The following is a 25,775-nucleotide window of genomic DNA, read 5'->3' as shown; positions in this document are numbered from 1 at the left end:
GAAAAAAAACCTTTCTGAGAATTATGTCGCATCAAATGGATAGGAATACCCGCAACCAGGGGAATAAATCAAGAAATATTTCTCCAATCGCCCAAAAAAAGCCTTATACGGCATTTGCGGGCATTTATGACAGAGTGATGAGTCGGGCTCCTTACCGAGAATGGGCAGATATGATCCTCGAATCCTATCATCTTTCGGCCCCCGAAAATCCGCCCAAAAGGATCCTGGACCTAGGCTGCGGCACCTGTAAAATCTGGAAATACCTTCCCCCTAACGCGGAACTTTGGGGATTGGACTCCTCTTACGAAATGCTTCAAATCGCCGATTTGAGCCATATTAGAGGAAAACGAGTGCAAGGAGATCTTTTGAAACTACCCTCTCTGCCGGGCAAATTCGATCTTATATTTTCCGTTCACGATACCTTGAATTATCTCTTAGAAAGCGAGGAGATATTTAGGGTGTTTTCCTCCGTTCGCTCCTTATTGAGCGAAAAAGGAGTCTTTTTCTTCGATGTAAGCACAGAGAGAAATTTCCAAAAAAATTTCCAAGGCAAGGTCCTCAAAGAGACCCACGCGGACACGAAGCTTGTCTGGAGAAACGAATACGATCCCAAAACCAGGATCCTCCGTACCTCTTTGGAGTTTTCGGATAAGAATTCTTCCGTCCAGGAGGAGCATTTGCACAGGGCGTATCCTCTGGATCTTTGGAAGTCTCTTTTGACATCTTCCGGTCTGAAGATTCTCGCCCTAGGATCCGATTATGAAAGCTGGGAGTATTCTCCCAAAGCGAATTACTGGAATTTCGCCTGCGTTCCTTCTTAAATCGTTTTCGGAATTGAGGAATGATATGTTGGGTTGGAATTCTTTTTAGAGTCTCTTTACTTAGAAAGCCGGTGGAAACATGGCCAAATTAACGATACAGAATAAACAAGGAATCGTCCGCTTCGAGAATCAATTGATCGACGGGTATGAGAAAGTTTTTGACGAAATTTCGGAACAAGCTTCCAAAGCACATATCCAAAATCTGACTCTGGATCTGACTCCTACTAAAAAAATCACTTCCAGTGGGGTTGCGAAACTACTCACTCTTCGGAATCTTTTGGATCATTTCGGAGTGAAATTGGAAGTCATCAATCTGCAGCCTAATCTTCTGGACGTGCTCCGAAAATTCAAAGTGGACGCCATGCTCCGAATCAGAACCTAAGCCGGGAAAAACGATTGCCCGGGCTTAGGCTTATAAGAGCCTATTCCCGTGGGTTCCCTAAGAGCGGAAAATCTTTCTAAAATCTATTCGGGAAAGATCGCTCTCTCTCCAACCAACTTCGAAATTCCTAAAAATAGAATCACGGGTCTATTAGGTAGAAACGGCGCGGGAAAAACCACCGTACTTAGAATTCTTACCGGTTTTTTAAAACCGGATTCCGGAAACGTCTTCTGGAACGGGCTCCCTTTAGAAAACGATCCGATAGAATTCAAAAAGAATCTAGGATATCTTCCGGAATCGGCGCCTATCTATCCTGATATGACTGTCTACGAGACATTGGATTTCCTAGGCAAGGCCCGGGGCCTTGAGGGAGAGAATTTAAGAAGAAGAAGAAAGGAAGTCCTAGAAATCTGCGATCTACGCTCGGATCTGCATACCTTAGCGGGAGTTTTGTCCAGAGGAACCAGGCAAAGACTCGCACTCGCAGGCGCACTCATCCATGATCCGGAGATAATTGTGCTGGACGAACCCAGTTCCGGCCTGGATCCCCTGCAGGTATCCCAATTTAGATCCACAATTCGTAATTTAGCGAAAGATAAAATTCTTTTATTTTCCTCTCATATTCTATCCGAAGTGGAGGAACTCTGCGAACACGTTCTCGTTTTACATAATGGAAATCTGATAGCCGATCGTCCTGTTTCCGACTGGAAAGGAAAGGATGCGGTGCTTTTACGAGCCAGAACGGATATACGGACTCTGGAACGAAAGTTTACCGGAACCGATCTCAAAATTTCACTCGCTTCAGAATCCGATTCGGATCGGGAATTCAGATTGGAATCCGAATCCATGAAACCGGAAGAAATCTTCGAAATACTGAGATCCGGTTCCTTTTCGATCATAGAGTATAAAATCGCAAGGAAGAGTTTAGAATCCGCCTTCCAAGATTGGACGGGAAATCCATGATCCCTTTTTTATTTAGATTCTACGGAAATATCCGAACCGTTTTCCAAAAAGAATGGGAAGCGTATTTCAATACCCAGATCGGATATATATTCGCGGCGGCGTATTTACTCTTATCCTCTTTCCTATTCTTTTACGGCTTAGGAGAAGAATCCTTCTGGCAGAAAAAAATCGCGAGTATGGACGATTACTTCCTCTGGACTCCCCTGCTTTTCACAGCATTTCTTCCCACGCTTACCATGAGGCTTTGGTCCGAGGAAAAAAAATCTGGGACACTGGAGATACTAGTCACTCTTCCCTTTTTAAAATCGGAAATCGTTTTAGGAAAATTCCTAGCCGCTTGGGCCTACCTCGGTTTCGTTTTAATTCTCACTCTTCCGATTCCTTTTTCCGTCTGGGCCTTCGGAGACTTGGATTTAGGAATCGTATTTGCGGGTTATACCGGCTGTTATCTTTTAGGGGGGGCTTATATCAGCCTAGGAACCTTTCTATCGCTCTTCGGCAAGGACCAAATCGGTTCTTATATACTTTCCTTATTAGTCTGCTTATTTCTTTTTCTTTTGGGAACCCAACCCGTTTTGAAATTTTTCGGCGGAGGTTCCTTTTCCTTTGCCGGATTTCTTTCCCTCTCCTCGCATTTCGAATCTTTTAGAATGGGGATCCTGGACGGAAAAGATATATTCTATTATATCAGCTTTATCCTAGCGAATCTGTATGCGAATATCTTTCTTTTGGAGCGCAGATACAGATGAGGGAATTATTCGCTCCTCTATTCGAAATTTCGAATAAACCTTGGTTTATCTTCGCGAACGGAATCCTATTACTCCTGCTTTTAAACGGGATCGTTTCCACGGGTCGCTGTCGTGCGGACCTTTCCCGTTCGGGAAGATTCGGCCTTACCAAAAGCTCCCAAAAGGTCTTCTCGGATCTGGATTCCGTTCTTTATATAGATGCCTATTATTCTTCCCGTATACCCAGCGAATATTCTTCCCGATTGGAAATCTCTAAGGGCCTTTTACAAGAGATGGCGGCTATCGGTGGAGAAAAAGTCGCGCTCAGATTCCACCATCCGGACGAGTCGCCTGAGGCGGCAAGAAAAGCGCAGGAAGCGGGAATAGAACCCCAAATCCTGGAGAGAAGTTCCAGGGACTCGGCATCCGTCAAACAGGTGTATTTAGGAATCTCTCTTACATTAGGAAATCGGAATGAAGCACTTTCCTTGGCCTTCCTGCCGGAACAGATAGAATACCAAGTGTTAAGTTCCGTTCGAAAAATGTCCCGTGGAGACAGGGACTCCGGAATCGCCGTGCTTAGAACCTCCGGAAGTTTGACTCTTTCCGAATCCTCTCCTCCTAAAGACAGAGCAGGGATCTTCATTCGTCAGGTATTATCCTCCGAATACGGTCCCGTCTTGGAAATCGATTTAGAAAAGGATCCGATTCCGAGCGAGGTGGATCTGGTCTTTTGGATCGGAGCGGGTTCTCTCTCCGATACCGCTACGCTAAAACTGGACCGATTCCTTTTGGACGGCGGAAATCTGATCGTTCTCGCCGAATCCATGCAGTTCCAAATGGAATCTTCCGGATCCGGATTCGGGCTTTTAGCGGGGGAAATGGGCGCGGGTCTAGCCCAAAGGAATCCGAACGCATCGGATATGATTCGTATTTTAGAACATTATGGAATACGGATCCATTCGGATATCGTGTTGGATCCGGACGAGTCCCTTCCCATGGGGGCCGTTATAGAGCTGGAACCTGGGATCCTGGGAAGATATCCGTATCCTCCTTGGATCGTTACTTCCCGAAAGACGGAAAGCTTAAACTCCTCGAGCCCTTATACGAAGGACCAGGAAAATCTATTGCTTCCTTGGACTTCCAGCCTGGAAATCCTTTCCGAAAAACAGAAAAACGTCAAATATGAAGTTTTGGCAAAAAGCGGAACCGAGGCCGAATCCAGAGCGGAACCGATCTCTTTGGGGGAAAAGCAACTGCAATCCGTTCCGATTCGAGCGAACGGAGGTCCATTTTCTCTTGCGGTGATCGGCGAAGGAAGATTTCGTTCCTATTTTTCAGATCCGCAAATACGTTCTCAAAAAGGGACTCTACTCGACACTCCGGAATCCAAAACCAGCAGATTACTGGTAATCGGTACTCCTTATCTAGTCTCGGATCTTCTGGCTTATCCCGATTTTAGGGATATTCTTCGCAATTCGAATATTCCATTTTTCTTGAATATGATCGACCTGATGAGGGGCGAGGACGATTTGGTACTTGCCAGAACGAAAGATTCCGCAATCCTAAATCTGAAGGATCTGCCTTTCGGACTGGAGACCGGAATCTCCCTTTTCAACGTATTTGTAATACCGCTTTTACTCGGTCTATACGGATTTAGGAGACTGAGGTCCAGGAGCCTATCCCAATGAGTAAAATCGAGGATTTGCTTCGCTCCATGAAGGCTTCCGTTTTAAGATTTCCAGGACTTAGCCTTGCCTCTCTCAATGCGGCGCTTTTCGTATTATTCGTCTTACTCTCGGACCCGTTTGGACTTTTTAGACGGGATTACAAAAATGCGGATCCCATATTCGATGTTTCGGCAGACGGAGTAGGAACCATTCTTAGCGGAAGAAAAGGCCAGGAAACCAGGATGGAAAGAGACCTGGACGGCTGGGTCGTTAGATTGGACTCGAATCTTTCCGTGCCGGGAGATACCGCAAGGATCGAAGAACTTTTAGAGGGAATCCTTTCTCTTAGAAAATTTACCCTAGCTTCCGCTAAAGGAAATTCCTCCTCCGAATTCGGATTGAACGGAGACGAACCGATCTTGGAACTTTTGGATCCGTCCGGAAAGAGCATGGGGAAGATTATAGTGGGAGCCTTAGCGCCCAGATCCGCCGGTACCTACGTTCTAGACGAGGAGAATCGGATCTGGTTAGTTAAAGAAAACTTAAAGTTGCTCACCGGGGCCGGAAAAAGGGATCATTTTCTAACCCGTTCCCTTATTCCGGAATTTCCTAGTAGGGAAAAAGTATCCGAAATTTTCGTTTCTAGCGAAAGCAGAGGAGAAGAATTCCGATTAGATACAAATCTACAAGGAGAATGGATCCTACATTTCTCCGGTAGGGACCTACCCGCTTCCAAAGAAGAAGCTGAAAAATTTCTGGAATTCCTGAAAACGCTCCGAGCCGATGAGGTTCTCTTGGATTCCTCGGAAGAAATCAAGCCGGTTCCCAAAGGGCAGAATTTTCAAATCCGAATCCGTACCCAAACGGATCTGTTTACCGTCTCTCCGATAGGCACCACCAAACTAGGAAGCTTCGTCGTCCAGAGAAAGGGTATTCCTTATAAACTAGTCTTCGATACTTGGAATCTGGAAAGAATCCTGCAAAAGGATCTTTCCGAATTCCTAGTCTCCCCCGGAGCCTCTACCCAAAGTTTCTAAAAATTCTAGATTTAGAACGGCGTGGAATCCTTCGGAATCATTGATTGACACCTAAGGCGGGAAGAAGTTTGCTTCCCTAAGACCGCCCAAGGGCAAAGGATGATGTATGGCTCTAATCGAAGAATTGGATAAGCAGGGTAATTTCTTATTTCGTTGGAGATCCTACATCCCGGGCTTCATTCTTCTACTCTGCTTGTATTCTCTTTCGAATTATAAATTTCTGGAAGATTCCTACGAATTGAATTTATACTATGCTGCGGGCTGCTTCTTCGTGAGTCTTTTGGGACTGGCGGTACGCTGTTTCGTAATCGGATACGCCCCGGCCCGCACTTCCGGTAGAAATACCAAGGAACAGGTAGCCGACGTAGTAAACCAGGAAGGAATCTATTCCTTGGTCCGTCATCCTCTCTATCTCGGAAACTTTCTACTCTATCTGGGGCCCGTTCTGTATTTCCGGGATATTCCCCTTCTTCTTGTATTCGCTTTATTCTTCGGATTCTATTACGAAAGAATCATGTTCGCCGAGGAAAAATTCCTGAGAGATAAATTCGGAGAAGCCTACTTAAGCTGGGCGAATCGCATCCCCGCTTTTCTTCCGAAATTCTCCGGATACGTTCGTCCTAAACTTTCCTTTTCTTTCCGGAATATACTGAAACGCGAATATCCTAGCCTATTCGGAATCGTGGTGATTTTCGTTTTATTCGATTTCGGAGCGAGCTTCCTAAACGGTTTCCATTCTTGGCAAGAACCCTGGGAAGCGATCACACTTCCTCAAATCTGGGTCTTCGGAATCGGGGCCGGTTTCTATATCGTAACCAGAATCATCGTCAAGACTACGAAATTATTGCAGGTGGAAGGAAGATAAAACCTACACGGATCTCCCGGATGTCCGGGAGATCTCAACCTTTCGCGGTATAATCCAGGTAGGTCTTGAATTTTTCCGTCTCCTGGGTAAGGAAAACGGGAGTGGGATATTCTCTTTTCAAAGGCAGCAGAGCGAATCCCTGATCGTAAAAAACGATTTTTTCCACCTCATCCAATCTATAGCTGAATTCGGAATTCTTAGCCAGGAAACTAAAACCGCCGGGGATTTCCCGGATCCTTCCTTTACCCATTCTTCTAAACCCTTTCAAATTTTCGGGCCGGATTCTTTCCTGTAAGGATTCGTAGGGCAATCTGCCGGAAAGGTCCAGAAACAGAATTCCTTCCATGGACCATTCTTCTTCTTTCGGAGTTTCCTGCATCACGACTTCCTCTTTGATTTCCTTACGATTTCTATCTTCCTCATTTTCGCTCAAAGGATGAGTAACGATCTCTTCCATCGTCTCCTCCGGTTCTTCCGGAAATTCGAGGCGGGTTTTAGAAGAACCTACGAGAATCTTCCTTTCTTCGGCAAATACCTGGTCCATTTGAGAATGAGATTCGGATCGATTGGTTTTCCTTAAGGAAGCCAAAGCCTCTTGGGAATGCTTTCTTTCCCTCTGGGGGTAGGAGCTCCCATTCCCGCGTGCAAACCCGATACCTCCCGACTCCGTTTTGGGCCCGGCTTGGAAGGAAACATAAATAAAACAGAGAATGCCGACTAAAATCAGTGCTAAGGCAATATAGAGCATTATTATAAATATCTATCCTTTTGCTCTCTTTCTGAAGCGATTTTCGGACGGTTTTTCTCCTTTACAGATTCCCCGCACGGAAGAGTCTTTCTTGGAAGCGCAGTTTTATGACGAAACCAGACGGAATTACGATCAAAGATATTTTATTCAAAGTGGGAGCTACGGTTTTCTTAGGGATTCTAGTCCTTATGCTGATCATTATGCTCCTCAAACCGGATGTGGAACAAGCCGGAATGGACATGCTTACCGGCAAAGGCGGAATCAGCGCCGGAGAAATCGGAGGCAAAGACGTCCCCATGGACTTCTTTAACTCCGCAAGAAGACAATGCTATATGTATTTCGGAGGCCAAGGCTCCAACGGCCAGCTCGCCGACTGCGCCTTCATGATCCTCAAAAGATTTTACACGATAAACCGAATCGCAAAAGAAGTGGGATACACTTATACCGAAGAATCCCTTCGTTCTTCCCTATGGGAAGAGGCTCAAAAAGCCTCTAAAAATTCCATTCACGGTGCGGGATATTCCGAAGACGATATGAAAAAGCCGGAGCAGGTATATCGCCAACTACTGCAAGAAGCATCTATTCGTTTCCGGGTAGAGGCGACGATCCAGCAAAATATCCAACAAAACTTCCTACTTTCCGATCTCAGACGTACGGACGGAGAATTGGAAATCCAATCGGAAGCCTCGGGAGCCAAAGTTGATTTGGACGCGGTGATTTACACCGACGAAGATCTTTCCAAATTAGCGGAATTGAATCTGGAGCCGACGGATGCACAACTCATGGAACTCTATCAGAAAGAAAGTCTGGATCCAAATACTCCGAAAGGCAAAGACGGCAAGGCCATACCTTTCGAAGAACGAAAAGTCGTTCTTCGAGGAAAATACAAAGTAGAAGCGCGTAAAAACGCCCTCGAATCCGCCAAGGCAAAATTGGTCAGCCTCCAAAACGAACCGGACGGAATCCGTAAAATCGCCGGCTTATTAGGAAAAAATACCGTTTCCGTCAGGAACCGTTCTCTTTCCGAGCTCAAACAATTGAACGACGGAAAGAATAATTACTCACTGTTTGCGGACAAAAGATTCTTCCAAGACATTATCCTCCCCGATTCCATCCAAAAAAAGAATCTGGGACCCTACCGGGATATGGATAAATATGCGATAGTTTCCTTCTCCGGGTTGAAATTCGGAGCAACGGATCCGTCTTATTTAAGAGTGAGGGATGCGGCCGCTATCGTAGGCGGAATTTTGATGGAAATTCCGCAATCTTTGGAAGAAGAAACTACTGTAGAAAGAAAAGAGTCGAGATCCGCTTCGGAGGAATAATGCAAATCCGCGCCGAGTTAGTGAATCCGTTCCTGGAAGCCGCAACGATCGTCTTCCGGGACATACTGAATACGGATCTGATCCGTGGTAAGATCGGGATCAAAGATACTCCCGAAACTACTTTAGAATTAGCTATCATCATCGGCGTATTAGGTACGTTCAATGGCGAAGTCGTCTACGGACTGAATTATGACGCGGCTTACAAGATCGCGAAGAAATTGATGCCCGGTATGAGCGACGAAGATATCAAGAACGAATACAAGGATATCCTGGGTGAGATCGCGAACATGACCACAGGTAATGCGATGAATATTTTCGCGACCGCGGGCCAGTCCATAGAGATCACCGCTCCGAATATCGTGGACGCCAAAAACGAAACGATCAAGATCCCTAGAAAGCAAGCTCTGGGAATCAGTCTATTTTCCAAATTCGGAAAATTAGAAGTCAACGTTTCCTTAACTTAAAAAACCGAACGAAAGATCCTTTCTCGGTTTTTATAGATCGCTTTTGGAAAGAGTCTCCATTTCCGCCCGAAGTGGAGAATATCTTCCCGAAGATTCGGCGCCGCTTTTATCCAGATATTTTTTGAGAAAGCGCTTAGCCCATTCCCCTTCGCCCGCCTTATAGCTGGACTTGAACAAGAGATAGGCTCCTAATTCCTTTTCTTCCCTTTGGCTCTTGAATTCCTTGGAACCGGAATCCTCCGCGCTCGGATAATTCTTACCGAAACGATTCCAAAAATCCATCAAGTAGGATCTAGAATCCTGATACTTGCCCTGGCGAAACATCATGTCCCCGAGTTGCAACAAGGCTCTAGAACGGAATTCGTTTCCACCTTCCGTAGCCACCTTGAGAAGAATGGATTCCGCCTCGGAATTCTTACCCTGGGCCCTAAGGGACCTGGCTGTTTCCAGAGAAGTCTTCCATACGGAATCGTCGACTCCGGCATCCGATCCGGAATCGGGAGCCTTAGATTCTCCTAATTTAGATAATTCTAATTTTGCTTGGGAACTAGCTGTTCCTTCCGTAGAAGCTGCCTTGGAAAATTCCTCCTTGGCGGCTTCCTTTTGTCCGTTTCGTAGTCTCACTAGTCCCCTCTCATATGCGGCAAGACTAGGATCCTGAGCGTCCTTTTTCTTTGAGGACCTCTTCTCTTTTTTTTCTCCTAGATTCGGAAGCTTAGTGGAACGGGTCGCGATCTTTTTAGGAACTACGGTGTCTTCCTTGGGAGAGTTGGAGATTGCTTCTTCTGTTTGAGAAGATGCGACAGGTTCTGCGGAGATTTCCTTTTTCTCGGAATCCGCAAGCTTATCTTCCGAAGAAGTTTCCGCTTCCGAGGTGGTCGGATTTTCATCGGGAGAATCCGGAAAAGGCAAGGGTATATCCGCAAAGGAATTTCCGGTAAAAAATAGGAATAAAGCGAACCCGAAAAATAGAATGCGTAAGCGAGAATTCATTCGTTCGTCCTAAGCTTCTGTTCTTTTCTAGGAGGACGACTCAATCTGGATTCTCCTGCGTCGCCAGAAGATCCGGTGCCGGTCTTAGCCCCGGAATCCAATTGGGGAGAATTACCCGACGTACCCGGAGCCCCCAAATCTTCTTTAGGAGGGCGATCTTCGTCGTTCGGAAAGAATACTTTGGAATCCCCTTCTCTTCTCCGGGAATTTCGTATATTATCCGTTTCTTCCAATTCCGGCTTAGGAGACACGGGACCTTCCTTCGGCTTATCCAAAGAATACCTTTCTATATCCAAGGAGGAAGAACCGGAATCCGAGTAGGAGGGATCACTCCAATGGATTTCCTTGCGCTTTCTATTGTAGTCTCTTTCTATATCTTCTAAGAATAATGCCTTACGGTCTAGAACCTTGGCGCGATCCTCTTCTCCCGCCATCTCCAATCCTTTTTGGAAACTGAACCAGGACAGGGCGATCGCTATGAGTACCGCCAAGGCAAGACCCGCCATTGCGATCGTTTTTACGGTCTTAGGAGGTAGATTTCCCAAAATCCCGTCTATGGATTCCCGAATTTTAGTCAGAATGGAAAACGGATTGAAGGCCATAACAGTCTATTTAGATCATCGACCGAAATCCCGAATTTTCAAGGACATAATTTAGCAAAAAAGAACCAGGTTCTTCTCTTTTCCTCGAATCGAGCCTAAAGTCTTTTTCCAGGTTTTCGATTGTAAAAAACAGGATGGGAACCAGGCTCCAACAACGGCCCCTTAGAATGAGCGACTCTATCAGTAATTTTACGGAATCCTTTTTGAAAGATCTCGAAGAGAACGAGAACGGATTCTTCAAGGTCGAAAATCTGGACGGACTCGCATACCTAACCGTTTTCCCCGCAGGTAAAAAAGGGAAACCCGTCGAATACAAAGAAATTCTAAAACGATTGCAAGTCTTCAAGATCTCGGGAGTCTCCGAGGACGAAGTCAAACGCATCCTAAAATTAAAGGACACGGAACCCCATCTGGTCGGAAAATGGCCGGGCAAACCGGAACCTTGTAGCCTGGACCTAAAGATCTCCGAAGATCGTATGGTCGTCCACGGCATCCTTCATCCTCCCAAATTCGGGGGCAGACTACTCACCCAAGAAGAAATTTTATCGGAACTCGGGCGCCATGGAGTCGTTTTCGGAATCCAAGAAGATTCCATCCAAAAATTAGCCCAGGCCCAAGAATACGGAAAACGAATCCTAATCGCAGAAGGAGAACATCCTGTTCCCGGCAAAGACGGAGATATTCGTATCCTATTCCAACATCCAGGCGTCCCCACTCTGGAAGAAGACGAGTTCGGGAGAGTGGACTTTAAGAATATTCAGATCATACAAAGCGTAAAGAAGAACCAAAAACTGGCGGAGAAGGTTTCTCCCCAACCGGGAAAGCCTGGCAAGAACGTAAACGGTGACACCCTGGGTTTTGAAGAGGGTAAGATCGCAGAATGGAAGCTGGGACCGAACGTTAAGATTTCCGAAGACGGAAACGTAGTATCTTCTCTCATAGACGGACGCCCCTTAGTGGACCGGTACGGGGTGATCCGCGTAGACGAGGTCTGTTTATTGGAGAATGTGGATTTTTCCACGGGAAATATCAATTTTCCCGGAACCATCATCGTCGAGGAATCCATCGCGGATGGTTTCACATTGGAGACCGAAGGTTCCATTATAGTAAAAAAATCCGTGGGCAAGGTTTTTCTGAAAGCGGGAGGAGACATAGTACTCTCCGGAGGCTTTATGGGGAGAAACGGAGGACTCATCGAGTCCGGTTCCGATATCTACGCTAAATTCGTGGAACAGGGAAAGATCAGCGCCAAAAATTCCATTTTTATAGAAGAAGCCTCCATGCATTCCGAATTGGTAGCCGGAGAATCCGTGATCGTTAGAGGAGGACGGGGGGAAATCATAGGAGGCCAATGCGTGGCGGGTAAGAATATCACCTGCACGAAACTCGGCGCGGTCGTTGAAACAAAAACGGTACTCAGCTGCGGAATGCCTCCGGAGTTATTGGCCGAACTGGAAGAACTGAAATCCGAGATCCGTAAGAACCAGGATATATTAAAAAAAGTGGATACGAGTCTGCAAAAACTCGCAGACGATTCCCAGAGAAGACAACTTACCCAGGAAGAAAAAGACAGTCTTCCCAAGCTCCAGGCCATAAGACAAAAATACCATTCCATTCTGGAAAATCTTTACGCCCAGGAACAATCCGCACTACTCTCCTTTGATCCGGACCGAAATTCCTACGTGGAAGTAGAAAGAGAGATTTTTCCTGGAGTGGAAGTGAATCTAGGTAGGAACAAAAAATTCAGCGTAAAGCTCAAGGAAATTCCGGGACCTTCCTATCTGTATTTGGGAGGAGACGGTCAAATCGCCCATTCCAAAGTAAGACCTAAAAGATTAGGGATACTACAAGAAGAAGGCTCCGACTCGGGAACCTCGGAGTCCGCTTAATCTAAACTGCTATCTTCCGGAAATAGTTCCCTGCAGGAAGGAATTCCTCCGGATTGCTCCATCTGAGCACAGGGAGTCCGTAACAAATCGTCCATACACCGCTTTACCTTGGAGATCTGCTCGTCGGTTACCTTTTCGTATTCGTCGGGTAAAATGGAGATTTCATTCTGCTCCGCCATACATTGCTCCAAGGAGGAGAATCCGGACTTGGCGGCATCCTGCTCCTTTGCGGGCAAAGATTCCAAATATTCCGCAGAACATTCTAAATTCTTGTTACAGAGTTGCTTGATATAGGCCTGGCTCAGATTCTTGACCTCATCCTTGCTGATGGACGGTCCCTTCCGGCAGGAAAAACAAAAGGAAAGAATCAGAATCGTGGGAAAAAAAATGGATTTCATTTAGGACAATCGAGTTTAAGGGTATTTCGGATCGAAAAATTCCCGAACGGAACGATTCGTATATTAGGAGGAGACGAATTTTTCGCAACTCGTTAACACGCGAAAATCAGTATAAAGAAAGAAATTTCCGACTATTTGAGCTTAGTCAGAATAAGCCTGTTTCCCTTTCCGGACTGATCGATATAGAAATGATCCGTCAATTTTCTCACAAGAAAAAGACCGATCCCTTCTTCTCTATAATCTCCGGGGTCGTATCCTCGGATCTCGGACAGATTTTTCTGAACGCCGAAATCCCGGATTCGTATCTCCATCCTATTCTCCAAAAGGGAGACTTCCAAAAAAATGGGATAATTCGTTCGTCCGAGATAGGCGTGCTTAATCACGTTCAAGAGACATTCTCCCACCGCTAATTTCAAATCGGCGGCGTCGTACAGGGAGAATCCGCCTTCTCTAGCCAAATTATAAACGAAATTCCGCGCCACAGTTACGTAGCGCGGATGAGACGGAATTTGGATCCGAAATTGGTTGGAATAGTCGACTTGCTTCGGCTCGGCCAAAATACGATCCGAAAAGGTCATCCTCTCGGATGGAATTTCTTATGAACTTCCTTCAGGGTCTTGTTCGCCATATGAGTATAAATCTGCGTGGTGGAGATATCGATATGGCCCAAGAGTTCCTGAACGGATTTAAGATCCGCATGATTCTCGAGTAGATGAGTCGCGAAAGAGTGTCTCAAAGTGTGAGGAGTGACTTTCTTCTTGATGGAAGTGCGCTTGATATAATGGTTCAGAAGTCTCCAAACTGACTTGCGGTTGATGAAAGAACCTTTTTTGGAAACGAACAGATAGTCGCAGTTTCTATTTTTCAGAATATAGGGCCTGCTCTGCTTCAGATAACGATTCAGGATGTCCAAGGATTTTTCGCCGAACGGAACCAGTCTCTGGCGCCCGCCCTTTCCTTCCACAGTCAGGGTCATTCCGGACATATCCATGTCGGTCAATCTTAAATTGCATGCTTCGGAGATCCTCAACCCGGAGGAATAAAGAAGTTCGAAAATGCATTTGTCCCTGAGTTCGTAGAGGTTGTCTTCTTTGATTACGTTAAAGAGTTCCTCGATTTCCTCTTGAGTGAGGTAATCCGGGATGGATCTCATCACTTCCGGAGTTTCGATTTTCTCCGTAGGATTGGAATCCAGTTTCTTCTCGTCTTTTAAGAATTTATAAAATTGGCGGATGGCTACCACTTCTCTCGCGATCGTTTTCGCTGAGATTTTACGGTTCCTTTCCTCGTTCAGGAATCGAACTATGTCGTTCGCCTGGACTTCCAGGAAGTCGAGATGTTCTTTTTCGAGAAAGTTCTTGAACTTGTTGAGGTCGTATCCGTACGAGTAAATCGAATTGTCGCTCAGGCCCTTCTCAACAGAGAGGTATTCTTGAAAATTTTGCAGTAGATTCTTATGAGAAGATGTCACTTTCTTAGTCCCGCTTCCGATTATTACAGTACTAAATCCTTCGGACAAATTGTCCCATCAGGTTGAAACTTTTTTAAGATTGCGGTATGGGAAGGCCCGTAAATTGTACAAATTCGACGGCCGATTCTCGGCAAAAACCGCCCTTTTTCTTATCCCATAAGGGAAAAAAACTACGGAAATGAGACAGAAGCTCCGATACGCCACAATTATTTTTATGTCCCTATTAGCTGCAACTTGCGATTCCTCGGGGGAATTAGCATCGAAGGCGAGGGAAAAAGAGTCGCGGGGAAACATAGCCGAGGCGCTCTATTTTTACGATTTAGCTCTTCGAGAAAATCCGGAGAATTTTGCTGCGAATAAAAATTTAGGGATCCTTCTCGCGGAAAGCGGTCAAGCTCCCGGTTCGGCGGCGATGTATCTGGAAAAGGCACGCAAAAAAGAACCGAAGAATCCGGATATACTCTTATATCTCTTGGAAATTTATTTATTAGCGGGATCCAAAACGGAAGCGGACGCGGTTCTAAAAGGATTTTCGGAAGGCTGGGACAAGGACAGAGATAGCTTGGCTCAATTTTTGACCTCCTGCATTTTAGATGGTAAAAAGAATTCTCAGGAAAGAAAACGTTTCCGAGAGAATCGAATCCCCGAAGCGAATCCTGCATCTGCGAGACTTTTTCGTCTCTGCGAGGAGAAAGTCTTTCAGGATTCTCTTCTCAAATGAGAAATCCCAAACTCGGTCTACGGTTCCCGGGGAAATTCATTCGATTTCTATCATATTCTATCCTTTGCTTTTTATTTTTGGAAGGGGCTCTTAGACTTCCCTTCTTCCCTTCCGTAAGATTCCGGTTGGACGATAAGATACTCCATTGCATGGGGGAAAATTTTCTTGAGGGACTATTCTCCGATTCCATTCCTTGGATCCGTCTATGCCCGAATCGGGATATCGTTCTCTACCATCCTGAAAAGGATTCCAGATATAGAGTCAGAACGGATAGTTTAGGAGAGAGAATCTCTAAGGAAACTTCGGATACGCAAACTTACGGACAAGAAGTTTGGATCCTAGGAGATTCCGTGGCTATGGGATATTTAGTCTCGGATCCGGAAACGATTTCCTGGCAGATCCAATCCTGGGCGGATGGAAATGAAAAACGATTCAGAATAAGAAATCTAGGGGTGGATGCGGTCGGCTCGTTAGGAATCCGGGAAAGACTACAGGAAGTCGTAAAAGTCAGCTCTTCACCGATCGCGGCTTACTGGATCTATCACATCTCGGATCTGACGGATTCGTTTCGGGAAGAATCCTTACTATCGTCTTGGAAAAAAAGGATTCTTGTTAGAGCCGTATTTACTCTCTCCCGATACAGCGCATTATTCAATCTGAGTAAGATTCTATTCGAAAAATGGAAACCGGAAGCTGCGGAGAATCGGGTCCTGCCTTCGGAAGCGGGAATCTTAAGCCAGGACCACCCTCATAAAAAAGCGTTGCTCTCTTTGTTCGATTTTACGGAAAAGAATCGGATTCCTTTGACTTTAGTGTTTCTTCCGGAACCTACGGAAGAATACGAGCCGTTCGTGGATTCCGAATTGGTGAAAGAAGTCCGAAATATCGCGAAGGACTCGGGCGTCCGGGTCTTGGACCTGCAAGGCCCTATCCGGGAATTTTGGGAAAAAGAAAGGATTCCCGTTTTTATCCCTAAGGATGGACACCCGAATCCTAGATTGTATCGCTTCATTTCTTCCGAATTGGAAAAGGATCTGCAAAAATTCTAAAACTGGAAATATAGGAAAGGCTGACTGACCGTTACGCTGTATAGAATAAAACAGATCGAAACCAGGACTGCCGATACTCCGTAGACCCAAACCTTGTTTTCGAAAAGTTTCTCGGCCCATGGAGTTTCCTTTTCCATTAGATAATCTCCGAGCATAAGTATGAATACGGTTCCGATAAGAGAGAGAGGAACTCCTACGAAGATGCTTCCATCGACTCCTTGGAACATTCTACTCACCATTACCCAACCGACCTCCACACTATTACCGATCCCTTCCACGGGTCTCGCACGGAAGAAATACATGGACAATCCGAAAATGGTAAACGGATACGCGACTTTGATCCAGCTAGGAATCTTATCCCATACTGTTTTCACTTTCTCGAAAGAGAATGCGAATCTTTCTATCACCATGAGACTCGCATGTACAAATCCCCATACGATGAAATTCCAATCCGCTCCGTGCCAGATACCGCTCACGAAGGTGGTTAAAAATAAGTTCAGATAAGTGCGGGCGACTCCCTTCTTGTTTCCTCCCAGGAAAATATAAACGTATTCCTTGAGCCAGGAACTGAAGGAAATATGCCAGCGTCTCCAGAATTCGGAAACCGTCTGGGAAAGAAAAGGCTGACGGAAGTTGATAGGAATATGGAAGCCCATGATTCTTCCCGTCCCTATGGCCACGTCGGAATAACCGGAGAAATCGCAGTACATTTGTATAATATACAGGGAACCCGTAATCGCCAAGGAAAGCCAGTCGTATGGCATAGGGTTGCCGAATACCGGATCCACAACCGCGGCGATCGGATCGGCGACGAAGGTCTTTTTGAACAATCCCCAAGCGACTTGACGGATCCCGGGAAGCAGATTTTCCTTTTTAAAGGTATAGGTGTCCAAGAATTGGTGAAGCATATCTTGGGCCCGGATGATCGGTCCCGCTACCAATTGGGGAAAGAAACTCAAGAAAAGCCCGAATTGGAATAAGCTTTTGGCCTTTTCCACTTTTTTATGATACACGTCCACCGCATAGGCAATGGCCTGTAGTGTAAAAAAGGAAATCCCCATAGGGAGCAGTAAACCCGAGGCGTATACGTAATTCGGTTCGCAGGGCTCCAAACCGAAAATAGTATTCCAAACAACGATGGAAAAATCCAGATATTTAAAGAAATATAATAGAGCCAGGTTTCCCCAAATAGCGATATTCAGAAAAAATAATCTTCCGAATTTGGTAGAACTTTTTTCCATCCAAACCACCGAGAGATAAGTGATCACGATGGAATAGATGAGAAGAGCCACAAAGGGCACTCGAAAGATCGCGTAGAAATACAAGCTCGCCAAAAGAAGCCAAAGTTTCTGGAGTCTAGCCGGAATGATGAAATAGACTACGATTACGATCGGAGCGAAGAATAAATACTGCAGGGAATTAAAGAGCAAGATCCGGCTCCTTCAGTCTGTTTCGAACGGCCTTTGCCGCCCAGGCATTTCCCTTCTTGGTGAAATGCCCGTCTTCCGGAATATAATGATCCAAGACTCCGAAGCTTTTTCCGCTCGGATCGGTTCCGCACATGGAGGCGGTTTCCTTCTTAAATCTCAAGACCCGAACCCCTCTCTTTTCGAAAAAGGTAGAAGCCCTCCAGGCGTAATTTTCCAGAGGATGGTATTTTCCGTTATTGAAGCAGAAGATTTCCTCTATCTGAATAGGTAGAATCACCGGAATCAAGCGAAACCCTCTCTCTCTGGAAAGATCTATCATCTTTTGGTAATACGTTTGGGTGAGTTCCGGAAGTGGCTGCAACGAATCTATGGATGGCATACTATCCGTACATTGCACATGTGCGGGAATAGGCTCTGGACACATTCCCCGAATTTCGGAAAGGACCGGTTTTTCTCCGCAATCCGGTTTTTTCACTGGGCGATAAAAAGAGGACTTCAAGTAAGTGGTAATACTTCCCTCTAGAGCGGATCCCGCAGGGATTTTTCCTTCGGACAGATCCTTTTCCAGCCAAGAACGAGGGTATAGTCCCGCGGAAATCAACTCCTGCTTCACTGTGAGCCGGGTAAAAGCGTAGGTAACCAGGATCTGCTCCCATGCAAGTTTTAAGGCCTGGAGAGTATAAGAAATTCTTGTTAAATGAAATTGGAATTTAAAATTGCGGGCGTAATTGGGATCCTTTTCCCTAAGAGCGTCCGTTTGGTCGTCCGGTAGAATTCCCTTAGCCGCGAGAACTTCGGGCATATCGAAATCGTTGGGAGAAATGAAGAATAGGACCTCCTTCACATTATCCAAACGGGGAGCGATGTCCTTGAGTCTGTAATAGGATCCCCGGGAGCCGTAAGCATCCACACCTAGATTCAGGGCCTGCCTTTTTCCTCCCGAGAGTTCTATCCCGTCCAGTAACTGGCAGAAGGTATCCGAATCGGCCACCCCGAAGCCCATGACCAGGCTATCCCCCAAGCAAAGTAATTTAGGTTTTCCTTGGATCGGATCCTCGGTTCCCCTGAGACCCATGGAATTTACGGTAAATTGACCTTCCCATTTACCGGCAAAATGACGTACATAGATAGACTCGTTCGGTTCCAGAGCCACATAGTATTCCGGATGGAATGTATGCAGAACTTTCAAATCTCGATAATATTGGAGAGAAGGACTTCGGAGCAGATGCAATCCGAGTTCGGTTCCGAGGAAAACCAGTCCTAAAAAGAGGATGCCGAGGCCCGCCTTTTTAACTAAATCCATGAATACTGGAAAGCATTTGGATCCAGCCCAAGCTGGCAAGCGAATTCGCCAAAGGAGACAGGACCCAAAAAAAGAGTATAATCCTGGGAAAAAAAGATCTACTTTACATTTCGAGAGTCTAAAAATAAAATCAGTTTAGAATCATTCTAAACTCCTGAGGTAGATCATGCCCCACAAAGTAGTCATTATTGGATCCGGACCTGCCGGTCATACGGCGGCCATTTATGCAGCCAGAGCGAATTTGAACCCTGTTATGTACGAGGGTTTCATGGCGGGAGGAATCGCGGCCGGAGGACAATTGACGACCACTACGGAAGTGGAAAACTTTCCCGGCTTTCCGGAAGGAATCGACGGAACCAAACTCACTACTCTTTTCAGAGCCCAGTCCGAAAAATACGGTACTAAAATTTTCACCCAGACTATCACGAAAGTGGATTTTTCCAAAAGACCTTTTCGCATTTGGTCGGACGATGAACTCATAGAAGCGGAATCCGTGATCATAGCAACGGGAGCCACCGCTAAAAGAATGTTCATCCGAGGAGAAGATTCCTATTGGCAAAAAGGAATCTCCGCCTGCGCGGTATGCGACGGAGCCCTTCCTATTTATAGAAACAAAGAATTAGCAGTGATCGGAGGAGGAGATTCCGCGGTCGAAGAAGCGGCGCACCTCACTAAGTTCGCTTCCAAAGTTTATCTTATCCACAGAAGAGATAGTTTGCGTGCCTCCAAGATCATGCAAAAGCGTGCGACCACGCATCCTAAAATCGAGATTATCTGGAATACTACTGTAGAAGGTGCCGAAGGTAACGGAAACCAACTCACTTCCCTTTCGGTGAAGGATGTGACGAACGGCAAGACTCGGGATTTAGCGGTAGGCGGTCTATTCTACGCGATCGGCCATAAACCGAATACGGAAATCTTCGAAGGCCAATTGGATCTGGATGAGACCGGTTATATCAAAACCGTACCAGGTACTACAAAAACAAGCGTAGAAGGTGTGTTTGCAGCAGGAGACGTTCAGGACAAGACCTATCGCCAAGCGATTACTGCAGCTGGTTCCGGATGCATGGCGGCTCTCGAAGCCGAAAGATGGCTGGAAGCCCAGGAATGACCTATCGATACGCCCGCTTCGCGGGCTACTCGAGGCAGGCCTCTATTTTGTTATAGGTTCGAGGGTTGGTCGGGACAGCGCAGAGATTTCGTTTAAGTTAAGAGCAATATCCGCGGCCGGTTCTCGAGTGATTTTCCCGAAGGGAAAATTGTATCGAGAGAACCGGGCAAAAGAATCGTATTCTAAGGAACACCTCCTTAGGGTCTGTCTATGACCTGCCCTCTTTTCTGGACCGTATCATAAATAAATAATGTTGGAAGATTCGGTTTCTTTTTTCCGGGAGTCGATTCCTCTTCCTTTCTTACTATCATAACCAATTTATCTTGGGGAGAATCCGGAAGGATCTTCTCCAGATAATGCTTTTTAGGCAAAATAGGAAGTAGCTCGTCTATCATCGGATCGTAAACGAATACCTTTTTAGAATCCTTTTGGTTTAGATATCCGTCCTTATTCGTATCCTCGGGCATTCCTACGATTACGAATCTCTTTCCGGTCTTGAGACCTGTAAACGTATCCACCGAGTTAGAATCGTTATTCTCCGCATCCGAAACCGCCTTTCCGGAATCGGGGGCATAGAAATAATCCCAAATATAAACGCTCTTATGGAATACCTTTCGGATTCTTCCGGATTGTAGGTCCACGAATACCAGATTCTGCGCGTGGTTAAGAGTCTTACGAGGTCCGAAATTTTCTCGGTCCCGATTTAAACCCAAAGGATAATAGAGAAAACGTCCCCAAGCCACGGAGGAATATTCCATTAGATCGTCATCCGGCTCCACATAGACCGTCTCGGATTTGTTAGATGAAGCCTTGGAGATTTCGATCCCTCGATCGTACACCAACCAGCTCTTTAATAAGGCATAGACGATCAGAACGACGATGATTCCGATCAATAGGTAGACGGAGATGCGTAGCTTTTCCATAGAGCGGATCTAAAGAATCCGCTCAAGGGCTAGGGGGTCAATCTTCTTTTGGCGAAATTGGAAACCTAAAAAGTGAGATCCCTTATCCTAGCTCACTTCCTTTCCAATACCCCGGAACGATCCGGAACGAGAAGCGCTGAGGAAATTTCTCCCGTATCTTCCCGAAGCAACGTAAGGGGATTATAAGTATCTAAAGTAACTTTTCCATCCACCACGAAGTTGTATTGGTACTCACCCGGTTTCAACTTCTTCACGATACGAAAGACTCCGTTTCTTTCTTTTTCCAAAAAATCGGACTCGGGATCCCAATGATTGAAATTTCCGATCAGGCTAACCGATTCCGCCTGGGGTTGGTAGATGCGGAATTCCACGGTCCTAAATTCTTTTTCCTCATAAGGTGAATCCTCCAGAACCCGTGCGCTGGCTTGCTTATTCGGTCCCCCCTCTCGAAAGGAAATCCTGGAAACCAAGGAACCGCTGCCGTCTTCCACAGAATCCGGATTTTCAGGGTCATGAGAGAAAATCCCGTCTACCCGAAACTTATAATCGTAAGCCGGTTTGGCTTGATAAAGATCGTCCTGCACTAGTTCCACCACTCCGTAAAAGACTCCCTTATCGTTCTTTTGGAGCGGAATGCATTGCCAATGGTTGAATTCTCCGCAAACGCTTACCTCGTCGTTTTCGAGGCCCTCATAACTGAAAAGGACCCCTCGATTCAGTAACCTTCCGGTTCTCAAAGAGGACGCAGTGTCCACAAAACGGATGAATCTGGGCGGAACCGCCTTCCGAAGATTCTCCAATTGCCAGAAATAATAGATTTTCTCGGTAGGAAGAGCTTCTTCTCCCTCCTCGTAATCCACGGACCGGAAGGCCCCCATCCAATCTTCCGCCTCCTCGGCGGCTAGTGCAAAGGTCAGGATCAATGTGATTAAGGCGACTGTCTTGGCTTTATGTACCCGGATCATACTATAGCCATTGTCGAAGCTTTTCCCGGAAAGCCTAAGTGGATTTCCTAGGCCCCCCGACTACATCCGACATAAGGAAAAAATCTTTGATCTTTCCGGGTCCGGCCGATACTATTGGAAGGACCTTTATGGCAGAGCCTTCTTCTTCTAATTACTCGGACCAAGAACTAGAGCAAATCCGTTCTATTCTGGAACCCCTCAGTAAGAACCCGGAATCTTCGGAAGACTTAAATCCGATGCTTTCCTCATTTCGAGACAAGATGGGGTATTCCGTACCCATTTCCATAGGGGACGAAGACGAGGAGTCTTCCGATTCGGAGGATAGTTTCGATCTAGGGGACGAAGAAGAAGCGGCTCCATTAGAAAAACCGAAACCATTGTCCTTCTCAGATGATGACGATATCGATTTAGACGAATTACTTACTACGGAACCCTCCGCTCAGCAAAGCGAGCCGGAAACGGATGCTGGAGAAGATCCCTTCGGTGATTTCGATTCCACCCCAGACGCAGACGATTTCGGAGATTTCGGGACTCCCCAAGAACAAGCTTCCGAAGATCCTTTCGCGGAACAACCTGCCGGAGACGACTTCGGAGATTTCGGTGCCCCTGCGGATTCCGGCACGGATCCATTTGCTGATACGGGGGCGGGAGGAGACGATCCTTTTGCAAGTTTCGATCAAACCCCGGGACTAGATGCACCTTTAGAAGATTTCGGAACTCCTACGGATTCCGGTGCGGACCCGTTTGCAGATGCGGGAGCGGGAGGAGACGATCCTTTTGCGGATTTCGGAGCCGCGGATTCCCCTTCCGATTCTTTGGACGATTTCGGTGAAACACCTGCGGCTTCTTCCGAAGATCCGTTTGCAGGATTCGATGCGAGCGATATGGAAAATGCTCCCGGCGACGAATTCGGATTGGAAGAAGGAGATCCCTTCGCAGCTTCCCCAACAGCCGGCGATACTGATTTTGGAGACTTAGGATTCGATTCCGAGCCTTCCGGTGGAACCGGTCTGGAAGATTTTTCTTCCGAACCGACCCATGGAGATAGCGATCCTTTTGCGGACTTCGCACCCGTTGCTGGAGGAGGAGACGATCCATTTTCCGATTTATCCGGAGCCACTTCCATTCCCGAATCGGATCCGTTCGCAGACTTCTCCGCGGAACCCGCCGGAGATATGGAAATCGAGAGCGTTCCCGAGTCGGCGGACTTCACGAGTTTCTCTCCCGATTTGGATGCGGATGCGGATTCCGAGGATATGGGGACGCCTTCCTTCGAAGAAGATTTGCGTTCTCTAGGCGGAGAAGACAAGGACGAAATAGACAAGTCCCTTACTGACGAAGAATTAGCCATCATCCAAAAAGAAATACTACGTTATCCTCCCCTTCTCCGTAGGACGGTAATCGAATCCATCGTTCAGGATCGCCTTTCCAAAAAGGCGCAAAGAGATCTACTCGAACTCATTAAAGTGGAAAGTAGTCCGGAAGATGTTGCAGAATTCCTTTCTTCCGCTATAGGTGTAACCGTTTCCTTAACGGACAGAACCGGTGCCTATTCTGCGGACGGAGTTCCCATTATCTCCTCCGATCCGATCTACACGAGAGAAGGGCTCGCAGAGAGAAGAAAAAAACTTAAGAGAACATTCCTTACCGCGGCCGCGGCCGTCCTCCTCGTATTCGGCGGTTATTTCACATACAAACATATCATTCTTCCTAGACAAGCCGCGCAGAATTACGAGGCGGGATTAGAGCAAATCCGGGAGCTCGGAGCGAAACGATTCGCGGGAAGCCTAAAGGAGGAAGAGAGAAATAAACTGCTCATCAGCATAGAGGATTCCTACGACAAGGGTTCGGATATAGATCCTTACAATCTGAAATACATGAATCTCTACGGAGTGGAGTATAGTAGGGCCGGAGAATATGAAAGAGCCTTCGAGAAATTATTCGGAAGAATAGAACCTGACCTGGGATTTGCCGGTACGAACGAATCCTGGAACAGAAGAGAACAAGCTCCCCTCGTTCGCTTAGCTCAGGGAGAATCCTGGAACGATAAAAAGTTAAAATATAACTCCGCACTCAATAAAGGCGTAGAAGGAATTAAACTTCTATTGGATCAGGAAAAGACTCCGCGCAAAGTGGTGGTACCGGGGGCCTTCCTGGTCATGCGCCTAAAAGACAGAGAGCATCACAACGATACTTATCGTAACCTTGGATGGTTCCATTCCCAGATCATGCCGGATTTTGCGGAGCCTTCCGAAGGCAAAAAGGGTCGCTATAAGAATGATGCGCTCGCCGTGGATTATTATAGCAAGGTCTTCACGGACGGAGAAAGCCCTTACGACGAGTTATCCACTTCCGGAATCGCGAAAATCTATTATAACCGGAGAGAATTCGGAAAGGCGGCATCCTTCTATAATCGCATCGTGGAAGCGAATCCGAAAAGCTTGCCGGGACAATCAGGATTAGTTTCCACTTATATAGAAATGTGGAAGGAAAGCGGAGATCCCCAGTTCGTATTGAACCACCATAGACTTCTTAGAAATAATTTGGATATGGAGTCGGAACTCCCTTTCTACACCCAAGCCAAACTCGCATCCTTCTACGCCTCCATCGATCCGGAAGAATTGCGTATCAAATACAATATCAATCCAGTGGACCAGGTTTCCGGAATCGAGATTGAGGAAAGTGCGCTCCGCCTTTTGGATACAATCTACAGAAAATCCATGGAAGATGAAAGGACAGGGGTGGAAATCGAAGGTAAGGATTATGCGGAAGGATATTACCAAAGGGGCCAGTATTATCTGACCAAAAAGGAAAATATCCAGGCCAGAAGATTCTTCGAGAAGGCGGCGACCCTGGATCCCAAACATTGGTTGGCCGTTCTGGAACTCGCAGAACATTCCATCCGTGTCGGAAATTTCGAAGAGGCTAAAGATCTACTAAAAGAAGCCCAAAACCGTTACGATGCTTCCGAGCGTTGGTTCGGATCCAAGGACGAGGACGAGACACTATATGAAGGCAACCCGGCCAGAATCCATTTCGCCCTGGGAAAAATACGTTATCTGTTATCCGCAGGACTTTCGGATAAGGATTCTTTGAAAGAATTTCCGGGAAGAAAGATCTATCCTTTCCGCTCCCGTTCCGAAACGGACGGCAAGAGTCTTTCTGTGCTAAAAGAAGAAGAGGAAAAACGAAATCGTAGAAACGAACTCCGTAATTCTCTCCAAGAATTCGCACTTGTGGAATCCGAAGAGGCGAAATTCGATCTGATCCGTAAATGGAGAAGAGAACTTCCTCCAAGTCTGATAAGAGAGATGAAATTCTTCAAGGGCTGGGTAGAGTATATGGACTCCGATTTCGATAAGGCTCTCGTGGATTGGACCGGATTTGAAGATAAGGACGAGTATGATAACCCTACTCTTCTCATGGGAAAAGGAAACGCATTCTTCTATACAGGCCAGACGAAAACCGCTTTAGGTTATTTTCTGAGAGTAAAAGAGGATATGGAAGAAAAACTCTCCCAAATGGGATCGCCTAAAACGGACGATCCTTATCACCAGGAAGTTTTTCAAACTCTAACTGCCGCCTATAATAATATCGGGGCCTGCTATGAGAATCTTTCCAAAAAGGCAAACGCGCAGCAGTCCGAAAATTATACGGCCCAGGCCTTACAACATTATTGGAAAGCGATAGAAACCGCGAGAAAGATCAACGAGGCGAGTGAAATTTCCCTATCCAACAAAGATCTTCTCTTTAAGAAAGAAGCTCTGAAACGAGAGCCCTTATTGGAAGATTGGGTTTCTCCTACTTTGGATTCTATCAAAGACTTGGTTAGGAAATAGCCCCTCGATACAAAATTCGCTTAGCGAGTTTCACTCGGGACAAGCCCCTCTGACGAGCCTTAACTTTGCAATGGGGCC

24 protein-coding genes are annotated in these 25,775 nt (G+C 46.3%); 14 read left to right on the top strand and 10 right to left on the bottom strand.

Translation table 11 applies throughout. From position 1 onward, the window contains the following. Positions 1 to 35: 35 nt before the first annotated feature. The 7 genes from LEP1GSC061_RS01855 (at position 36) to lmtA (ending at position 6,466) form a co-directional block, all read left to right on the top strand. Complete coding sequence (locus LEP1GSC061_RS01855; protein WP_016543946.1) at positions 36 to 821, top strand: class I SAM-dependent DNA methyltransferase; 786 nt, start codon at positions 36 to 38, stop codon at positions 819 to 821. Positions 822 to 900: 79 nt separating this feature from the next. Continuing rightward, positions 901 to 1,203 carry an STAS domain-containing protein gene (locus LEP1GSC061_RS01850; RefSeq protein ID WP_016543796.1) on the top strand — a complete coding sequence of 101 codons (303 nt, stop codon included), beginning with the start codon at positions 901 to 903 and terminating at the stop codon, positions 1,201 to 1,203. A 48-nt stretch (positions 1,204 to 1,251) separates the two neighbouring features. Further along, a complete protein-coding gene (locus LEP1GSC061_RS01845) occupies positions 1,252 to 2,166 on the top strand; it encodes an ABC transporter ATP-binding protein (protein WP_016544130.1) in 915 nt (304 codons plus the stop codon). After that, positions 2,163 to 2,915 carry an ABC transporter permease gene (locus LEP1GSC061_RS01840; protein WP_016544041.1) on the top strand — a complete coding sequence of 251 codons (753 nt, stop codon included), beginning with the start codon at positions 2,163 to 2,165 and terminating at the stop codon, positions 2,913 to 2,915. The genes LEP1GSC061_RS01845 and LEP1GSC061_RS01840 overlap by 4 nt, the downstream gene beginning before the upstream one ends. Next, entirely contained in the window at positions 2,912 to 4,585 is a 1,674-nt protein-coding gene (locus tag LEP1GSC061_RS01835; RefSeq protein WP_016543910.1) for a GldG family protein, read from the top strand. Before LEP1GSC061_RS01840 ends, LEP1GSC061_RS01835 begins: the two co-directional genes overlap by 4 nt. Beyond that, positions 4,582 to 5,601: a DUF4340 domain-containing protein gene (locus LEP1GSC061_RS01830; RefSeq protein WP_016544050.1), complete on the top strand. Its 1,020-nt coding sequence runs from the start codon at positions 4,582 to 4,584 to the stop codon at positions 5,599 to 5,601. Before LEP1GSC061_RS01835 ends, LEP1GSC061_RS01830 begins: the two co-directional genes overlap by 4 nt. Before the next feature lie 106 nt (positions 5,602 to 5,707). Beyond that, positions 5,708 to 6,466 carry a lipid A Kdo2 1-phosphate O-methyltransferase gene (gene lmtA, locus LEP1GSC061_RS01825; RefSeq protein WP_016544121.1) on the top strand — a complete coding sequence of 253 codons (759 nt, stop codon included), beginning with the start codon at positions 5,708 to 5,710 and terminating at the stop codon, positions 6,464 to 6,466. 34 nt (positions 6,467 to 6,500) lie between these two features. Here lmtA and LEP1GSC061_RS01820 read toward each other — a convergent pair whose 3' ends face one another. After that, the gene (locus LEP1GSC061_RS01820; protein WP_016543837.1) at positions 6,501 to 7,214 is read right to left on the bottom strand and encodes an LIC_11490 family protein; all 714 of its coding nucleotides are present in this window, start codon (positions 7,212 to 7,214) and stop codon (positions 6,501 to 6,503) included. A gap of 107 nt (positions 7,215 to 7,321) precedes the next feature. On the opposite strand from LEP1GSC061_RS01820, the gene LEP1GSC061_RS01815 reads away from it, so the two are divergent. Then, positions 7,322 to 8,539, top strand: coding sequence for a hypothetical protein (locus LEP1GSC061_RS01815; RefSeq protein ID WP_016543892.1), 1,218 nt, complete (start codon positions 7,322 to 7,324; stop codon positions 8,537 to 8,539). Further along, positions 8,539 to 9,003, top strand: a complete 465-nt coding sequence (locus tag LEP1GSC061_RS01810; protein WP_016543578.1) for a chemotaxis protein CheX — start codon at positions 8,539 to 8,541, stop codon at positions 9,001 to 9,003. The genes LEP1GSC061_RS01815 and LEP1GSC061_RS01810 overlap by 1 nt, the downstream gene beginning before the upstream one ends. A 30-nt stretch (positions 9,004 to 9,033) precedes the next feature. Here the strand turns inward: LEP1GSC061_RS01810 and LEP1GSC061_RS01805 are convergent, their stop codons facing one another. Beyond that, positions 9,034 to 9,996 (bottom strand): tetratricopeptide repeat protein, encoded by a 963-nt coding sequence (locus LEP1GSC061_RS01805; protein WP_016543782.1) that lies wholly within the window; start codon positions 9,994 to 9,996, stop codon positions 9,034 to 9,036. Continuing rightward, the gene (locus LEP1GSC061_RS01800) at positions 9,993 to 10,598 is read right to left on the bottom strand and encodes an LIC_11485 family protein (RefSeq protein WP_016543379.1); all 606 of its coding nucleotides are present in this window, start codon (positions 10,596 to 10,598) and stop codon (positions 9,993 to 9,995) included. Before LEP1GSC061_RS01800 ends, LEP1GSC061_RS01805 begins: the two co-directional genes overlap by 4 nt. 167 nt (positions 10,599 to 10,765) lie before the next feature. Here LEP1GSC061_RS01800 and LEP1GSC061_RS01795 point away from each other — a divergent pair, with 167 nt between their 5' ends. Beyond that, the gene (locus LEP1GSC061_RS01795) at positions 10,766 to 12,487 is read left to right on the top strand and encodes a DUF342 domain-containing protein (protein ID WP_016543376.1); all 1,722 of its coding nucleotides are present in this window, start codon (positions 10,766 to 10,768) and stop codon (positions 12,485 to 12,487) included. Here the strand turns inward: LEP1GSC061_RS01795 and LEP1GSC061_RS01790 are convergent. From LEP1GSC061_RS01790 to xerD, 3 genes are all read right to left on the bottom strand, one after another. Continuing rightward, a complete protein-coding gene (locus LEP1GSC061_RS01790) occupies positions 12,484 to 12,885 on the bottom strand; it encodes an LA_2478/LA_2722/LA_4182 family protein (protein ID WP_016543525.1) in 402 nt (133 codons plus the stop codon). The two genes, LEP1GSC061_RS01795 and LEP1GSC061_RS01790, sit on opposite strands and share 4 nt — an antisense overlap. A 131-nt stretch (positions 12,886 to 13,016) precedes the next feature. Then, the gene (locus LEP1GSC061_RS01785; protein WP_016543965.1) at positions 13,017 to 13,463 is read right to left on the bottom strand and encodes an ATP-binding protein; all 447 of its coding nucleotides are present in this window, start codon (positions 13,461 to 13,463) and stop codon (positions 13,017 to 13,019) included. Beyond that, positions 13,460 to 14,356, bottom strand: a complete 897-nt coding sequence (gene xerD / locus LEP1GSC061_RS01780; protein WP_040507921.1) for a site-specific tyrosine recombinase XerD — start codon at positions 14,354 to 14,356, stop codon at positions 13,460 to 13,462. Before xerD ends, LEP1GSC061_RS01785 begins: the two co-directional genes overlap by 4 nt. Before the next feature lie 178 nt (positions 14,357 to 14,534). Between xerD and LEP1GSC061_RS01775 the strand changes: the two genes are divergently transcribed. Together LEP1GSC061_RS01775 and LEP1GSC061_RS01770 are read left to right on the top strand one after the other, a co-directional pair. Beyond that, positions 14,535 to 15,077, top strand: coding sequence for a tetratricopeptide repeat protein (locus tag LEP1GSC061_RS01775; protein WP_016543406.1), 543 nt, complete (start codon positions 14,535 to 14,537; stop codon positions 15,075 to 15,077). Further along, positions 15,074 to 16,126: an LA_2486 family SGNH/GDSL-type esterase gene (locus LEP1GSC061_RS01770; protein ID WP_016544029.1), complete on the top strand. Its 1,053-nt coding sequence runs from the start codon at positions 15,074 to 15,076 to the stop codon at positions 16,124 to 16,126. The genes LEP1GSC061_RS01775 and LEP1GSC061_RS01770 overlap by 4 nt, the downstream gene beginning before the upstream one ends. Here LEP1GSC061_RS01770 and LEP1GSC061_RS01765 read toward each other — a convergent pair. Further along, complete coding sequence (locus LEP1GSC061_RS01765; protein ID WP_016544098.1) at positions 16,123 to 17,556, bottom strand: MBOAT family O-acyltransferase; 1,434 nt, start codon at positions 17,554 to 17,556, stop codon at positions 16,123 to 16,125. The genes LEP1GSC061_RS01770 and LEP1GSC061_RS01765 overlap by 4 nt on opposite strands. Continuing rightward, positions 17,546 to 18,859 carry an LA_2490 family SGNH/GDSL-type esterase gene (locus LEP1GSC061_RS01760; RefSeq protein WP_016543924.1) on the bottom strand — a complete coding sequence of 438 codons (1,314 nt, stop codon included), beginning with the start codon at positions 18,857 to 18,859 and terminating at the stop codon, positions 17,546 to 17,548. Before LEP1GSC061_RS01760 ends, LEP1GSC061_RS01765 begins: the two co-directional genes overlap by 11 nt. Positions 18,860 to 19,025: 166 nt before the next feature. On the opposite strand from LEP1GSC061_RS01760, the gene trxB reads away from it, so the two are divergent. Beyond that, positions 19,026 to 19,970: a thioredoxin-disulfide reductase gene (trxB, locus tag LEP1GSC061_RS01755; protein ID WP_040507586.1), complete on the top strand. Its 945-nt coding sequence runs from the start codon at positions 19,026 to 19,028 to the stop codon at positions 19,968 to 19,970. Positions 19,971 to 20,167: 197 nt separating this feature from the next. On the opposite strand, the gene LEP1GSC061_RS01750 is transcribed toward trxB, so the two are convergent. Both LEP1GSC061_RS01750 and LEP1GSC061_RS01745 read right to left on the bottom strand, forming a co-directional pair. Continuing rightward, on the bottom strand, positions 20,168 to 20,893 hold the full coding sequence (locus tag LEP1GSC061_RS01750; protein ID WP_016543347.1) for a hypothetical protein: 726 nt from the start codon (positions 20,891 to 20,893) through the stop codon (positions 20,168 to 20,170). Positions 20,894 to 20,985: 92 nt separating this feature from the next. Continuing rightward, positions 20,986 to 21,858 carry an early set domain-containing protein gene (locus LEP1GSC061_RS01745; protein ID WP_016543676.1) on the bottom strand — a complete coding sequence of 291 codons (873 nt, stop codon included), beginning with the start codon at positions 21,856 to 21,858 and terminating at the stop codon, positions 20,986 to 20,988. Between the two features lie 128 nt (positions 21,859 to 21,986). Here LEP1GSC061_RS01745 and LEP1GSC061_RS01740 point away from each other — a divergent pair, with 128 nt between their 5' ends. Then, positions 21,987 to 25,697 carry a tetratricopeptide repeat protein gene (locus tag LEP1GSC061_RS01740; protein ID WP_016543846.1) on the top strand — a complete coding sequence of 1,237 codons (3,711 nt, stop codon included), beginning with the start codon at positions 21,987 to 21,989 and terminating at the stop codon, positions 25,695 to 25,697. Positions 25,698 to 25,775: the final 78 nt, after the last annotated feature.

The organism is Leptospira wolffii serovar Khorat str. Khorat-H2 (assembly GCF_000306115.2).
GTDB classification, from domain to species: domain Bacteria; phylum Spirochaetota; class Leptospiria; order Leptospirales; family Leptospiraceae; genus Leptospira_B; species Leptospira_B wolffii.
Note: the sequence above shows the minus strand (reverse complement) of the source record. Positions and strands in the feature narration are given on the sequence as shown.

Bases quoted from the DNA above. Each gene is read 5' to 3' on its own strand.
- LEP1GSC061_RS01855 (WP_016543946.1), top strand. From the start codon at position 36: ATGGATAGGAATACCCGCAACCAGGGGAATAAATCAAGAAATATTTCT.
- LEP1GSC061_RS01850 (WP_016543796.1), top strand. From the start codon at position 901: ATGGCCAAATTAACGATACAGAATAAACAAGGAATCGTCCGCTTCGAG.
- LEP1GSC061_RS01840 (WP_016544041.1), top strand. From the start codon at position 2,163: ATGATCCCTTTTTTATTTAGATTCTACGGAAATATCCGAACCGTTTTC.
- LEP1GSC061_RS01835 (WP_016543910.1), top strand. From the start codon at position 2,912: ATGAGGGAATTATTCGCTCCTCTATTCGAAATTTCGAATAAACCTTGG.
- LEP1GSC061_RS01830 (WP_016544050.1), top strand. From the start codon at position 4,582: ATGAGTAAAATCGAGGATTTGCTTCGCTCCATGAAGGCTTCCGTTTTA.
- lmtA (WP_016544121.1), top strand. From the start codon at position 5,708: ATGGCTCTAATCGAAGAATTGGATAAGCAGGGTAATTTCTTATTTCGT.
- LEP1GSC061_RS01820 (WP_016543837.1), bottom strand. From the start codon at position 7,214: ATGCTCTATATTGCCTTAGCACTGATTTTAGTCGGCATTCTCTGTTTT.
- LEP1GSC061_RS01815 (WP_016543892.1), top strand. From the start codon at position 7,322: ATGACGAAACCAGACGGAATTACGATCAAAGATATTTTATTCAAAGTG.
- LEP1GSC061_RS01810 (WP_016543578.1), top strand. From the start codon at position 8,539: ATGCAAATCCGCGCCGAGTTAGTGAATCCGTTCCTGGAAGCCGCAACG.
- LEP1GSC061_RS01805 (WP_016543782.1), bottom strand. From the start codon at position 9,996: ATGAATTCTCGCTTACGCATTCTATTTTTCGGGTTCGCTTTATTCCTA.
- LEP1GSC061_RS01800 (WP_016543379.1), bottom strand. From the start codon at position 10,598: ATGGCCTTCAATCCGTTTTCCATTCTGACTAAAATTCGGGAATCCATA.
- LEP1GSC061_RS01795 (WP_016543376.1), top strand. From the start codon at position 10,766: ATGAGCGACTCTATCAGTAATTTTACGGAATCCTTTTTGAAAGATCTC.
- LEP1GSC061_RS01790 (WP_016543525.1), bottom strand. From the start codon at position 12,885: ATGAAATCCATTTTTTTTCCCACGATTCTGATTCTTTCCTTTTGTTTT.
- LEP1GSC061_RS01785 (WP_016543965.1), bottom strand. From the start codon at position 13,463: ATGACCTTTTCGGATCGTATTTTGGCCGAGCCGAAGCAAGTCGACTAT.
- LEP1GSC061_RS01775 (WP_016543406.1), top strand. From the start codon at position 14,535: ATGAGACAGAAGCTCCGATACGCCACAATTATTTTTATGTCCCTATTA.
- LEP1GSC061_RS01770 (WP_016544029.1), top strand. From the start codon at position 15,074: ATGAGAAATCCCAAACTCGGTCTACGGTTCCCGGGGAAATTCATTCGA.
- LEP1GSC061_RS01760 (WP_016543924.1), bottom strand. From the start codon at position 18,859: ATGGATTTAGTTAAAAAGGCGGGCCTCGGCATCCTCTTTTTAGGACTG.
- trxB (WP_040507586.1), top strand. From the start codon at position 19,026: ATGCCCCACAAAGTAGTCATTATTGGATCCGGACCTGCCGGTCATACG.
- LEP1GSC061_RS01750 (WP_016543347.1), bottom strand. From the start codon at position 20,893: ATGGAAAAGCTACGCATCTCCGTCTACCTATTGATCGGAATCATCGTC.
- LEP1GSC061_RS01745 (WP_016543676.1), bottom strand. From the start codon at position 21,858: ATGATCCGGGTACATAAAGCCAAGACAGTCGCCTTAATCACATTGATC.
- LEP1GSC061_RS01740 (WP_016543846.1), top strand. From the start codon at position 21,987: ATGGCAGAGCCTTCTTCTTCTAATTACTCGGACCAAGAACTAGAGCAA.